Annotated in this window: 11 protein-coding genes; 8 read left to right on the top strand and 3 right to left on the bottom strand. The window is 73.7% G+C overall.

Features of this window, described 5'->3' with window-relative positions; all coding sequences use genetic code 11:
* The first annotated feature begins 6 nt into the window (after positions 1-6).
* From MHY49_RS11095 to MHY49_RS11075, 5 genes are read left to right on the top strand one after another with little or no spacing between them, the layout of a single operon-like run.
* On the top strand, positions 7-843 hold the full coding sequence (locus MHY49_RS11095; protein ID WP_239204116.1) for a carbohydrate ABC transporter permease: 837 nt from the start codon (positions 7-9) through the stop codon (positions 841-843).
* On the top strand, positions 840-2312 hold the full coding sequence (locus tag MHY49_RS11090) for a glycoside hydrolase family 3 N-terminal domain-containing protein (protein ID WP_239204064.1): 1473 nt from the start codon (positions 840-842) through the stop codon (positions 2310-2312). The genes MHY49_RS11095 and MHY49_RS11090 overlap by 4 nt, the downstream gene beginning before the upstream one ends.
* Positions 2309-3742, top strand: a complete 1434-nt coding sequence (locus tag MHY49_RS11085; RefSeq protein WP_239204062.1) for an anhydro-N-acetylmuramic acid kinase — start codon at positions 2309-2311, stop codon at positions 3740-3742. Before MHY49_RS11090 ends, MHY49_RS11085 begins: the two co-directional genes overlap by 4 nt.
* Positions 3739-4788 carry an N-acetylmuramic acid 6-phosphate etherase gene (locus MHY49_RS11080; RefSeq protein ID WP_255719864.1) on the top strand — a complete coding sequence of 350 codons (1050 nt, stop codon included), beginning with the start codon at positions 3739-3741 and terminating at the stop codon, positions 4786-4788. The genes MHY49_RS11085 and MHY49_RS11080 overlap by 4 nt, the downstream gene beginning before the upstream one ends.
* Before the next feature lie 34 nt (positions 4789-4822).
* Positions 4823-5689 (top strand): MurR/RpiR family transcriptional regulator, encoded by an 867-nt coding sequence (locus tag MHY49_RS11075; protein WP_239204060.1) that lies wholly within the window; start codon positions 4823-4825, stop codon positions 5687-5689.
* Between the two features lie 223 nt (positions 5690-5912).
* Here MHY49_RS11075 and MHY49_RS11070 read toward each other — a convergent pair whose 3' ends face one another.
* Both MHY49_RS11070 and MHY49_RS11065 read right to left on the bottom strand, forming a co-directional pair.
* Positions 5913-6974, bottom strand: coding sequence for an L-lactate dehydrogenase (locus MHY49_RS11070; protein ID WP_239204058.1), 1062 nt, complete (start codon positions 6972-6974; stop codon positions 5913-5915).
* 158 nt (positions 6975-7132) lie between these two features.
* Positions 7133-8119, bottom strand: coding sequence for an aldo/keto reductase (locus MHY49_RS11065; RefSeq protein WP_239204056.1), 987 nt, complete (start codon positions 8117-8119; stop codon positions 7133-7135).
* A 334-nt stretch (positions 8120-8453) separates the two neighbouring features.
* Here MHY49_RS11065 and MHY49_RS11060 point away from each other — a divergent pair, with 334 nt between their 5' ends.
* Both MHY49_RS11060 and MHY49_RS11055 read left to right on the top strand, forming a co-directional pair.
* On the top strand, positions 8454-10181 hold the full coding sequence (locus MHY49_RS11060; protein ID WP_239204054.1) for an ABC-F family ATP-binding cassette domain-containing protein: 1728 nt from the start codon (positions 8454-8456) through the stop codon (positions 10179-10181).
* Positions 10178-11128 (top strand): aminoglycoside phosphotransferase family protein, encoded by a 951-nt coding sequence (locus MHY49_RS11055; protein ID WP_239204052.1) that lies wholly within the window; start codon positions 10178-10180, stop codon positions 11126-11128. Before MHY49_RS11060 ends, MHY49_RS11055 begins: the two co-directional genes overlap by 4 nt.
* Here the strand turns inward: MHY49_RS11055 and MHY49_RS11050 are convergent.
* On the bottom strand, positions 11100-11819 hold the full coding sequence (locus tag MHY49_RS11050) for an ASCH domain-containing protein (protein WP_239204050.1): 720 nt from the start codon (positions 11817-11819) through the stop codon (positions 11100-11102). The two genes, MHY49_RS11055 and MHY49_RS11050, sit on opposite strands and share 29 nt — an antisense overlap.
* A 139-nt stretch (positions 11820-11958) precedes the next feature.
* On the opposite strand from MHY49_RS11050, the gene MHY49_RS11045 reads away from it, so the two are divergent.
* Positions 11959-13272, top strand: coding sequence for a bifunctional o-acetylhomoserine/o-acetylserine sulfhydrylase (locus MHY49_RS11045; RefSeq protein ID WP_239204048.1), 1314 nt, complete (start codon positions 11959-11961; stop codon positions 13270-13272).
* The last annotated feature ends 29 nt before the right edge of the window (positions 13273-13301 follow it).

Here is a 13301-nt window from a genome sequence, read left to right as displayed (position 1 = left end):
GCGGCGATCCGTCGCCGCAGTCCGCGGCGCATCGCGACCGCCCTCGGCAAGGCCGTCGGCGTCGTGCTGGTGCTCGTGTTCTCGCTGTTCCCCTTCTACTGGATGCTCTCCACGGCCGTGGACCCGAATCCGCTGGGGCGCGGCGCGAGCTGGCTGCCCACCGGCTTCACGCTCAAGAACTTCCGGTTCGTGCTCGTGGACGCCGGGTTCCTCGACTACGTGAAGAACTCGGCGGTCGTCGCCCTGGGCACCGTGCTGATCTCCGGCGCGATCGCGCTGCTGGCCGCCGTGGCGGTGGCCCGTTTCCGCTTCCGCCTGCGCACCCAGGTGCTGATCCTCGTGCTGCTCGTGCAGATGGTGCCGCTCGAGGCGCTCGTGATCCCCCTGTTCCTGCAGGCGCGCAACCTGCACCTGCTGAACTCGATGCTGGGCCTGATCATCGTCTACCTGGCGTTCTCGCTGCCCTTCGCGATCTGGAACCTGCGCGGCTTCGTGGCCGCGGTCCCGAAGGAGCTCGAGGAGGCCGCCTACGTGGACGGCGCGAACTGGCTGCGGATGTTCCGCTCGATCCTGTTCCCGCTGGTCGCCCCTGGTCTGGTCGCGACCAGCGTGTTCAGCTTCATCACCGCCTGGAACGAGTTCATCTTCGCGCTGACCTTCATGCAGGACAGCTCGAAGTACACCGTGGGCGTGGGGCTGCGCAGCTTCTTCACGCAGAACACGGCGAACTGGGGGGCCGTGATGGCCGCCTCGACGATCATCGCCCTGCCCGTGGTGATCTTCTTCGTCCTCGTCCAGCGGAACCTCGCGAGCGGCCTCACCCAGGGGGCGGTGAAGGGATGAGCGGGGTGCCCGGCTGGGACCGAGACGTCCTCACCCTGCTCATGGCCCCGCTCGAGGGCACGACGCTCCCGGACTGGGCGGGCGAGGCGCTCGACGCGGGCCTCGGATCCATCATCCTGTTCGGCTACAACACGCCGGATCCGGAGACGGCCGCCGCCCTCGCCGCCTCGATCCACGAGCGCTGCGACGAGGTCCTCGTCGCGATCGACGAGGAGGGCGGGGACGTCTCCCGCCTCCAGGCCGCGACGGGCTCATCCCTGCCCAGCGCCTGGGCCTTCGGGCAGATCGACGAGGTCGCGCTCACGGCCCGCGCCGGCGAGGCCCTCGGCGAGCTCCTCGCCGCCTGCGACATGGACCTCGTGCTCTCCCCGGTGCTCGACGTCTCGACCGACCCGGCGAACCCCGTGATCGGCACCCGCTCGTACGGCGACGACCCCGATCGCGTCTCCCGCCACGGCCGGGCCATGGCCAGTGGCCTGCGCAGCGCCGGACTGGGCGTGACCGGCAAGCACTTCCCGGGGCACGGCGCCACGTCCGTCGACTCCCACACCACCCTGCCCCGCATCGACCTCGACGAGCGCGACATGCGCCGCGAGCACCTCGCGCCCTTCCAGATCGCCCCGTGGCTCGACGCGGTGATGACCGCGCACATCCTCGTGCCCTCCCTCGGCGAGGGGCCTGCCTCGCTCTCGCGCTGGTCGACGACCCTGCTCGACGAGGTCTCCGGGAACGGCTTCCACGGGCTCGTCGTCACCGACGCCCTGGACATGGCCGCCGTCGCCGCCGATCCCGGCTTCGGCGAGGCCGCCGTGCGCGCGCTCGAGGCGGGCGCGCATCTGCTGTGCCTGGGCACCTCGCTGCGCCGCGACGCCGCGCAGATGGTCCGCGAGGCCCACGACGCGATCCTCGCCGCGCTCGAGAGCGGGCGCCTGGACCGCGAGGAGATCGGCCGACGGGCCGCGCAGACGCGCGCCGCCATCCGTTCCCTGCGGATCCGCCGCGGGGTCGAGCCGCGCCGGAGCATCCTCGATGCCCTGCGCGAGCTCGAGGAGATCGGGGCCGACGCCGCGCGCCGCGCGGTCACCGCCCGCCACGCCGCCCTCGGCGGGGGACCGGTGGTGGTCGCGGACGCCCGCGTCCGCGCCGACCACGCCTCCGGTTCCCGCAGCCCGCACCTGGTCGGCGCCCTCCGGGAGCGCGGGATCGACGTCACCGAGGCCCAGTACCCCGGCGATCTCTCCGGCGCCGCCGAGGTCCTCGTGGTCACCCGGCTCCCGCGCTCCGACGCCGCCGAGGCCGAGCGCGTCGCCGAGGCGCTGCGCGTGCGGCCCGACGCGATCCTCGTCCACACCGGCGTCCCGGACGCCGCCCTCGAGCACCGGGAGAGCGTGAGCACCCTGGGCAGCTCGCTGACGATGATGCGCGCGGCCGTCGACCTGCTGCTGCGCGCCGGGCGGGAGCCGCGATGAGCGAGCCCGTGACGATGCGTGTCCTCGGCATGATGTCCGGCACCTCGGCCGACGCCGTCGACACCGTCCTCGTCGACCTCGCGCGCGACCCCTCGGACCCCGACGTGCTCACGGCCCGCCTGCTCGACGTCGACGAACACCCCTGGCCCGGCCCGCTGCGCGAGGCGATCCTGGACGTGCTCCCGCCCGCGAGCAGCGACGTCGCCACCTGGGACATGCTGCACGCGCAGATCGGCGCCCACCTCGGCGAGGTCGCCGCGCGGGTGCTCGAGCGCGCGGACGGCGAAGGCGGCACGGGCAGCGCAGGCGGCACGAGCAGCGCAGGCGGCGCGGGCGGCGCCGACCTCGTCGTCACCCACGGCCAGACCCTCCACCACTGGGCCGCTCCGGACGGCCGCGTGCTGGGCACCCTGCAGATCGGGGACGCGGCGCGGATCGCGGAGGCGACGCACGCGAGCGTCCTGCACGACCTGCGCAGCGCGGACGTCGCCCGCGGGGGACAGGGCGCCCCGTTCGCCCCGGTCCTCGACGTGATGCTCCTGGGGGAGGACGGGGGAGCCGTGCTCAACCTCGGCGGGATCGCGAACGTGACGCTCGTCGAGGCCGCCGGATCCGCGGATTCCGCCGCTGCCGCCCCGGCCGACTCCGCCCCCACCGACTCCGCCCCTGCAGACTCCGCCGCTCCCGACGGCGCGTCCGGCGCCGCGTCGCCGACGGTCCGCGCCGGTGACGTCGGCCCCGCCAACGCCCTCCTCGACTCCGCCGTGCGCCGGGCCACGGCCGGGCGCATGCACTGCGACGAGGACGGCCGCCTCGCCGCCTCCGGCACGGTCGACCACGATGTTCTCGACGAGCTGCTCGCCGACCCCTTCTTCGCGCTCCCGCTGCCGCGCTCGACGGGCCGCGAGCACTTCGACGCCGAGTACGTCGAGCGCATGAGCCCCCGCGCCGCGCGGCTCGACCTGCCGGACCTGCTGGCGACGCTCACCGAGCTCACCGCCCGCACCGTCGCCGATCTCGTGCGCGAGTCCGGCGCCCCCGTCGTGCACGGCTCCGGCGGCGGCATGCGCAACCCCGTGCTGCGTGCGCGTCTGGAGGCCCTGCTCGACCCGGTGCCGCTGCGCTCGAGCGAGGACCTCGGCGTCCCCTCGGACGCCAAGGAGGCCCTGCTCATGGCCGTGATCGGCTGGCTCTCGGTGCACGGCATCCCCGCCCTGCCCGTCGGCCCCGACGGAGGGCCCGTCACCGGCGCCCGCAGCGCCGCCGTGCTGGGCTCCCTCACCCCGCCGGTGCCCGTCACCGGCCTCGATCCGTGCTGCGCCGCCCCGCGCGGCACGTCCGACCCGTCCGACGCCCCCGCCGCGCGCCGAGCCCCACGGCGCCTGCGGCTGCTCGGACCCGACCACCGCACACCGGGAGGTGCCCGTTGACCGAGCAGACCGAGCCCGACGCCCCCACCGAGCTCGACGCCCCCACCGCGCCGGCCGCCCACGCAGACCCGGCCGTCCGCAGGGAGACCGCCGAGCGCTGGCAGGACCTCATCGCGCTCGCCTCGCCCACGGAGGAGCGCAACCCGCGCACGCACGAGCTCGACACCCTCGACGCCCCCGACCTCGTCGACACGATCCTCGCGGAGGACACCCTCGTGGCCGGTGCCGTGCAGGCGGTCTCCGCGCCCATCGCCCGCCTCGTCGACCTGTGCGTCGAGGCCATCGCGGGCGGCAGCACCGTGCACTACGTGGGTGCGGGCACCTCCGGGCGCCTGGGCGTGCTCGACGCCGTCGAGCTCCTCCCCACCTACAGCGCGACCGAGCAGATGGTCACCGCGCACCTCGCGGGCGGCATCGCCGCGATGACCCGCGCCGTGGAGGGCGCGGAGGACGACGCCGACGCGGGTGCCGCCCTGGTCGCCGAGCACTGCGGAGAGGGGGACGTGGTGATCGGCCTGGCCGCGAGCGGGCGCACGCCGTTCGTGCGCGGGTCCCTCGCCGCGGCCCGCGAGAGAGGCCTGTCCACAGGCCTGGTCGCGGCCAATCCGCAGGCGCCCCTCGCACGTCTCGCGGACGTCGCGGTGCTCGTGGACGTCGGCCCCGAGGCCGTCACCGGCTCGACCCGCATGAAGGCAGCGACCGCCCAGAAGCTCGTGCTCAACGCCCTGTCGACCGCGACGATGGTGCGGCTCGGCACCACCTTCCAGAACCTCATGATCGATGTGCGGCCGACGAACAAGAAGCTCGTCGCGCGCACCGTGCGGATGCTCGTGCAGGCCACGGGCGAGTCGCCCGAGCGCGCCGCCGAGGTGCTGGAGGAGGCGGGAGGACGCGTGCGCGTCGCCCTGGTGGCGCTCCTCGCGCACGCGGATGTCACGGATGCGGAGGTCGCCGCAGTACGCTTCGGGAAGGACCCCGGGCGACGGGGCGACCCGGCGGGCATCCGCAGCGCGGTCGCGAGCCTCACGACGAAGGAGTCACCATGAGCACGCAGCAGGACACGCCGTCCACGGACCGGCGATGAGCACCCCGCCGCTCCTGCTGAGGCTGCGCAGCCTGCGCGGCGACCTCAAGCCAGCTCTCGCCCGCATCGCCGACCTCATCCTCTCCGACCCGGCGGGCGTCGCCTCGATGACCATCGGCGACCTCGCCCGGGAGGCCGACTGCTCGGAGGCGAGCGTCGTGCGCTTCGCGCGCCAGCTCGGCTTCCGCGGCTACCGCGACCTGCGCTTCCGCCTCCACGAGGAGGCCGTCGCCGCAGCCACCGCCGGGGAGGACCACAGCAATGACGGCGACATCGACCCCTCGGACGACATCGCGACGATGACCGGGAAGATCGCCGCGGCGGACTCCCGTGCGGTGCACGACACCGTGCGCGGGCTCGACCTCGAGGCGCTCACCCGGGTGGCCGACGCCGTCGCCCCCGCCCGCCGCATCGTCCTCTTCGGCGTCGGCGCCTCGGGGCTCGCGGCCACGGACGAGCAGCAGAAGCTCGCCCGGCTCGGCCTGCCCGCCGTCGTGCACACCGAGGCCCACAACGGGCTGCCCGCCGTCGCCCTGCTCGACTCGGACGACGTGCTCATCGCCTTCTCCCACTCGGGCCGCACCGCCGAGCTGCTCGACGCGACGCGCATCGCCCACGAGGCAGGCGTCCGGGTCGTCGCCGTCACCGGCGCCGCGGGCTCCCCGCTCGCCAAGGCGGCCGACGACGTCCTGCTCACCGCCGCCGTCGAGTCGGAGCTGCGCTCGGGGGCGACCGCCTCGAGGATCGCCCAGCTCACCGTCGTGGACTGCATCTTCGTGGCCGTCGCGACCCGCGTGCCGGATCTGGGCCGCGAGGCCCTGCGCCGCACACGCGCCGCCGTCGACGACCGCCGCGTGCACTGAGCACGGCGCGGCGCCCGGGTGGGCCGACCGGCTGGGCCGGCCCGCAGCCGGCCCCCGTCGCCTGCCGGCCCCCGTCCGCGCGGCCGCCGTCGGCGCGGCCCCGGCACCCGCTGATGAGGTGGCCGACGTCGTCGAACGGTCGTGAGCGGACGTCTCTGCCATATATGGCAGAGATGTCCCATATACGCCGGTCGGCGACATGACCGCGCGCCGCAGACCCCCGTCACAGACCGAGGCTGCGCTGGACCTCCCGCAGGGCATCGGCCGAGGCGAGCAGCCGTGTGCGCTCGCCCTCGTCCATCGGCACCTCGAGCGTCCGCTCGACGCCGGCCCGCCCGACGATCGAGGGCACGCTCATCGCGACGCCCGAGATCCCCTGGTAGCCGGTGAGCGGGCTCGAGACCGGCAGCACCGCGCGCTCGTCGCGCAGCACGGCCTCGACGATGCGGGCGGCGGCGACGCCGATCGCGAGGTTCGTCGCCCCCTTGCCCTGGATGACCTCGTAGGCGGCGCCCGCGACCTCGTGGCCGAGGCGGTCGAGCTCCTCGCGGGAGAGGGCGGGGGAGTCTGCCGCGCCCGCTGAGCCCGCTGCGCCCGCTGCGTCCGCCGCGCCCGCCCCGTCGGTCCAGTCCCGCAGCGGCACCTGGCCGATGTGCGCCGAGGACCACAGGGGGAACTCGCTGTCGCCGTGCTCGCCGATGATCGTGGCGTGGATGCTGCGCGGGGCGATCCCTAGCCGCTCCGCGAGCCGCCACCGCAGACGCGAGGTGTCCAGGACGGTTCCCGAGGCGAAGACGCGTCCGCGCGGGAGGCCCGCGAGTGCGTCGGCCGCGACGGTCAGCACGTCGCAGGGATTCGTGACCAGGATGAACACGGCATCAGGGGCCTGCGCGAGCAGCTGCGGCATGAGGCTCTCGAGGATCTTCACGTTGGTGCCGGCGAGGTCCAGACGGGTCTGCCCGGGAGCCTGCGCGGCGCCGGCCGTGATGACGACGACGTCGGCCCCGGCGATGCACGCGACGTCGTCGCCGCCCGTGATCTCCGCGCCGCCCGCGAGAGGGGAGCCGTGCGCGAGGTCGAGCACCTCGGCGCGCACCTTCTCGGCGCGGATGTCGTACAGCGCGATGCTGCGGGCGCTGCCGCGCAGCATCGCGGCGTAGGCGACCGAGGAGCCCACGGCTCCGGCGCCGACGACGGCGAGGCGCCCGCCGGTGGGCGGCGCGGCGGCGCTCGCGTGGTCGGGAGCGGACGACGGACGGGGCTGCGGGGCGTGCGATGCGCTCATGGCCCCATCCTCACGCTCTTCGACCCGGCCCACCAGGGTCGGAGGTCCCGATCCGGCGAGCCGGTCCGCCAGCTGCTCGGCCGCTCAGCCGACTGCCGTCAAACAACCGACAGCCGACAGCCGACTGCCGTCCGACAGCCGCCCGTCGCCCGTCGCCCTCACAGCCCGACCATGCGCATCCCGTTCTCGTCGTAGCGGTCGCCGGCGACGCCCACTTGGGCGGCCAGGGCGTCGAGCGCGGCGACGTCGTCGGCCGAGAGGCGCACCTGCGTCGAGCCCGCGTTCTCGACGAGACGCTCGCGACGGCGGGTGCCCGGGATCGGGACGATCGACGGGGACTGCGCCAGCAGCCAGGCCAGCGCGATCTGCGCGGGGGAGGCCTCGCGCTCGTCCGCGAGCGCGCCCACCGCATCGAGGAGCGCCTGGTTGCGGCGCAGGTTCTCGGCCTCGAAGCGCGGGACGCGGGCGCGGATCTCGCCGTCGCCGAAGTCCTGGTCCGGGGTGACGGTGCCGGTGAAGAAGCCCTTGCCGAGCGGGCTGAAGGGCACGAAGCCGATGCCGAGCTCGTGGCAGGCCGGCAGCACCTCCGGCTCGGGATCGCGGGTCCACAGCGAGTACTCGCTCTGCACGGCGGTCACGGGCTGGACCGCATGGGCGCGGCGGATCGTCTCCGCGCCGGCCTCGGAGAGCCCGAAGTGGGCGACCTTCCCCTCGGTGATCAGCTCGCCGACGGTCCCCGCGACCTCTTCGATCGGGACATCGGGGTCGACGCGGTGCTGGTAGAACAGGTCGATCTGCTCGATGCCGAGCCGCTCCAGGGACTCCTCGGCGACCTTCCGGATCTGCTGCGGACGCGAATCGGTGCCCTGCATCGTCCCGTCCACGATGTTCCAGCCGAACTTGGTGGCGACCACGACCTGGTCGCGGATCGGGGCGATGGCCTCGCCCACCAGGCGCTCGTTGTCATAGGGCCCGTAGACCTCGGCGGTGTCGATGAAGGTGACATCGTGCTCGACGGCGAACCGCAGCACCCCGATCATGTCCTCGCGGCTGCCGGGGTTGGGGCCGTAGGACTGCGACATCCCCATCGCACCCAGTCCGATCGCGGAGACCTCGAGTCCCTGTCCCAGTGTCCTCGTGTGCATCTGATCCTCCTCGTGCTGGTGGCCGGCGCCCGGGCTGCTGCCGCGGACGGTCGTGGGATCCATGCTCCGCCCGGGTGCCGGGCGGTGACAGTCCCTGGCAGTACCCCCGCTCCGCGAACCCTTCGTGTCCCGGTTGCGGCACCGGCGATGACCTGCACGAACCATGCCCCACAGGGTGCGCGCCGGGGCGTCGTCGGGGCGTCGACGGCGAGGTGTCGGCCCGTCGCCGGCCGAAAATCCCTGTCGGCACGGCCCCGGCACGGGCTAGCGTGAGGGCCATGAGCATCTGATCGGCATCCCCGTCCGCGTCCCGACGACACCCCGGAGCCGATCCATGACCTCATCCACCCCGCGCACCGCCGCACCCTCGAGCACCACCCCCGGTGCGGAGCGCTCGGGCGCATCGGCCTCCAGCGCCGCCTCCGGCCCCGCCTCCCGCGCCGATTCCACGCTCCATCTGCGGGCCGACGGGATCTCCCACCGCTACGGCGCCCGCCGCGTGCTCACCGACGTCTCCCTCACCGTCCCGGCCGGCACGCCCACGGGACTGCTCGGGGAGAACGGCTCGGGCAAGTCGACGCTGCTGCGGATCCTCGCGGGGGTCGAGGAGCCCGAGTCCGGCGAGGTGCAGGCGCCCGGCCCCGTCGGCCTCCTGCGTCAGGAGCTCCCGCACGACCCCGCGACGACCACGCTGGCCCAGGTCGTCGAGGAGGCGCTCACTCATGCGCGTCGGCTCGAGGAGTCCCTCACGGAGGCGGGGGCGGAGCTCGCGGTCGACGACTCGCCGCGCGCCGCCGCCCGCTACGACGCGCTGCTGGCCCGCGCGACCCTGGCCGACGTCTGGAACGCCGAGACCCGTGCCGCCGAGGTCCTCTCCGGCCTGGGGCTGGCCGACGTCCCGTCGAGCCGTCTGCTCGCGGAGATCTCCGGCGGGCAGCGCGGACGTCTTGCCCTCGCGCACCTGCTGATCACCCGGCCGACGACCCTGCTGCTCGACGAGCCGACCAACCATCTCGACGACGCGGGCGCGCGCTTCCTCGCGGGTCTGCTCGCCGAGCACCCCGGTCCCGTGCTGGTGGCGAGCCACGACCGCGCCTTCCTCGACGAGGCCACGCGTGCCCAGCTCGACCTCGACCCGTCGCCCACGCCGCTGGGGGAGGAGGTCGGCGGCCTCACGGCGTACACCGGCACCTTCACCGACTACCTGCATGCGCGCCTGGACGCGCGCGAGCGCTGGGAGAGGCGGTTCCGCGACGAGCAGGAGGAGCTGGACCGCCTGCGGGAGAGCGTGAAGGCCGGCCACAGCGTGGGCCACGAGGGCCGCGCACCGCGCACCGAGGCGAAGGCCGCCAAGAAGTTCTACGCGGACCGCCACGCGAGCGTCGTCTCCCGGCGAGTGCGCGACGCCGAACGACGCCTCGCCGAGCTCGAGGAGTCCCAGATCCGCAAGCCCCCGGCCGAGCTCCACTTCACCGGCATGCCCCGTGGGGACAGGCGCCGCAGCGCCGGGGAGGTCCTCGTCTCCGTTGCGGACGCGGGCCTCGCCCGCCGCCTCGCGCCGACGTCCCTGAGCGTCTCGGCGGGGGAGAAGCTGCTGATCACCGGGCCCAACGGCTCGGGGAAGTCGACCCTGCTGTCCCTGCTCGCAGGGCTGCTCGATCCCGATCGGGGAACGGTCTCGGTGACGCGGGATCGCGCGCTGCTCGCCCAGGACGAGGAGATCGACGAGCGCTCGAGCGTGCGGCGGATGCTCGGAGGGGCCCCGGAGGACGAGGGCGTGCCGGACCTCATGGGCCTCGTGCATCCGCGCGACCTGGACCGTCCGCTCGGCGAGCTCTCCCGTGGCCAGCAGCGCCGGGCGGCGCTCGCCGCGCTGCTCACCTCCCCGCCGTCGCTGCTCCTGCTGGACGAGCCCACCAACCATCTGAGCCTCGACCTCGCCACCCGGCTCGAGCGCGCGATCGGGCAGTGGGAGGGGACCGTGATCATCGCGTCCCACGACCGCTGGCTCCGCCGGCGGTGGACGGGCCGGGTGCTCGAGCTCGACGGGCCCACCCGATGACGGTCCCGATCCTGGCCAGTGATGCCTTCCGTGCGAAGGTCCTCGGAATCGACGACAGCTGCGCGTCGTGGCTGGAGAACCTTCCGCAGCGCCTGGACGAGGTGCTGGGGATGTGGGGCCTGCACAGGGACGGTGACCGCGCTGAGGGCGGCACAAGCCTGATCTTCCCTGTCCGATGCCGCAACGGAGGGCGAGCTGTTCTGAAACTCGTCTCACCTGTCGCCGAGGCCGACGAGGAAGCGCGAGCACTGCGCGTCCTCGCCCCCGCGGGCGCTGTCGCGCTCCTCGACCATTCCCGGCCTCACGCGGCACTTCTCCTGGAGAGGCTTCCGGGACCGGCTCTCTCACAGGTGCCGGATCCCGTGCACGCGGTGGCGGTGGCCGGCGAGGTCGCGGCGCGCATCGCAGCCGTCGACGCACCCGTCGGGGCACGGTCCCTGGCGGATGGCGCCGTCGGTTGGCGAAGACAACTGCGGAACCAGCATGCGAGGGCGTGTGCGGAGGAACGTGTCCTGGACGGCCGTGTGGTCGACGCCGCGCGAGAAGCGATCGAGGCGCTGGCCGGCTCGACATCGCTCACACTGACCCACGGCGACCTGAGCCTCGAGAACGTCATGGCCAGGTCGGACACGGAATGGGCGCTCATCGATCCGCAGCTCCTGTGCGGCCCCCTCGAGTTCGAAGCGCACACCGTGGTTCGGGGACTGCTGACTCATGTGCTGGCGTCGACGTCGCCCTCACGCCGCCTGCGGTTGCTCGTACGGTCGTTCTGCCGACCGTCGGGCGCCGACCCGGGCTTCGCGCTTGCCCTGTGCGCGGCAGGACTCGTCGCCTCCCACTATTGGGAGGTCGAACACGGTGCGCCTCACGAGCAGACAGATCAGCTGGCTGCGGCGGCCGCTGTCGCGGTCGACGCGATCACGCTTGCTCCGCGATCTCGAAGCTGACGACGTCCACCGGGGCACCGTCCTCCAGCCCCGGGTAATGCCGCGCGAGCGCCTCCTGCAGCTCGCCGAGGTCCGTGAAGCCGTCGCCCTTCGCATCGGCGGCGGTGAGCGCGTCGCGCGTCGTCGGCCGCACATCGGTCACGGTCGCGGGTAGCACCACGTCCTCGCCGCCCTCCTTCTCGAACACGATCTCCGCGGGCCCCGGGCGGAAGGGATCGTCGATCCGGATCGTCCGGCGCTTGGCGCCCGAGCGGATCAGAGCCTCGTAGCCCTCCCACATGAAGATCCGCTGCGGGCGGCCGTGGTGGCTGGGGTCGTAGGCGAAGGGAAGCAGCTCGCGGGCGGTGCGCGTGAAGAGCCCGGAGGCGTCACGCACCACGAAGCGGATGCCCGGGTCGATGTCGTGGAGCACCTGGCGGCACTTGCCGCAGGGGGCCAGCACATCGCCCGTCGGGCCGTGGACGGCGGCCGACGCGACGATCGGATCGTGGGCCGCGCTCGCCGCGTGGTTCGACAGGGCCGCGATCTCGCCGCAGGGCCCGCCGAGGAAGTGGAACGTGTTCATCCCCAGCACGATCCGACCGGAGGCGGTCAGCAGGCCGCCGGCGACCGTGTGCGCGGCATCGTCGTGATGCGCCTTCGCGTGCTCCGCAGTGCGTCGGACCAGATCGCGTTCGATGTCGGTGAGCATGCTGCGATGCTCGCAACGAAGCGCCGCACGGGGCAACGGGATATACCGGCGCCCGCTGCGGACTTGCGCGGGCGTCACACCCGTTCACGTTCGCGCGCGATCCTTGCGCTCGCGCGCGGTGCTCGCCGACGGTGTCCCCATGCCAGACAACGACACCGCCCCCGCCCCGCACTTCGAGACCCTCGCGATCCACGCCGGCCAGGCCCCGGACTCCGACACCGGCGCCCGCGCGCTGCCGATCTACCAGACCACGAGCTTCGTGTTCCCGAGCGCGCAGGCGGCCGCCGACCGCTTCGGCCTGGCCGAGCTCGGCCCCATCTACACCCGCCTGACGAACCCCACCCAGGAGGCGGTCGAGAACCGCATCGCGGCGCTCGAAGGCGGCGTCGCCGGGCTGCTCGTCGCCTCCGGCCAGAGCGCGATCACGCTGTCGATCCTCAACGTGGCGCAGGCGGGCGACAGCATCGTCGCCTCCCCGAGCCTCTACGGCGGCGCCTACTCGCTGCTCAAGCACACCCTGAGCAAGCTCGGCATCGAGACGGTCTTCGTCGAGGACCCCGACGACCTCGACTCCTGGCGCGCCGCGGTCCGCCCGAACACCAAGGCCTTCTTCGCCGAGTCCATCCCGAACCCCCGCCAGGACATCCTGGACATCGAGAACGTCTCCGCCATCGCGCACGAGGCCGGAGTCCCCCTGATCGTCGACAACACGATCGCGACCCCCTACCTGCTGCGCCCGCTCGCCCACGGGGCCGACGTGGTCGTGCATTCCGCGACCAAGTTCCTGGGCGGCCACGGCACCGCGATCGCCGGCGTGATCGTGGACGGCGGCAGCTTCGACTTCTCGGCCGATCCCGAGAGGTTCCCCCTGTTCAACGAGCCCGACCCGGCCTACCACGGCCTCGTGTACAGCTCGATCGCGCCCGACCTGCCTCCGTACGCCATCCGTGCGCGCGTGGCGCTGCTGCGCGATCTCGGACCGGCGGTCTCGCCGCACAGCGCCTTCCTCATCGCGCAGGGCGTCGAGACCCTGCCCCTGCGCATCGAGCGGCACGTCGAGAACGCCCAGAAGGTCGCGGACAACCTCACCACCAGGCCCGGGGTCACCTCGGTCGCCTACGCGGGCCTTCCCGACTCGCCGTACCACGAGCGCGCGCAGAAGTACCTCCCGAAGGGCGCGGGCTCGGTGCTGGGCTTCGTGCTCGAGGGCGGGCGCGAGGCGGGAGTGGCCTTCGTCGACGCCCTCGAGCTGCACTCGCACGTGGCGAACATCGGCGACGTGCGCAGCCTCGTCATCCACCCGGCCTCGACCACGCACTCGCAGCTCACGGAGGAGGAGCAGCGCGCCGCGGGCGTCGAGCCCGGCTTCGTGCGGCTCTCGGTGGGCCTCGAGCACATCGACGACATCCTCGCCGACCTCGACAAGGGCTTCGCGGCGGTCGCCGGGCTCTGAGGCGGGGACGGGCTCGGGCAGGCCGGGTC

It is taken from the genome of Brachybacterium sp. ACRRE, assembly GCF_022346485.1.
Lineage (GTDB): Bacteria > Actinomycetota > Actinomycetes > Actinomycetales > Dermabacteraceae > Brachybacterium > Brachybacterium halotolerans.
Note: the sequence above shows the minus strand (reverse complement) of the source record. Positions and strands in the feature narration are given on the sequence as shown.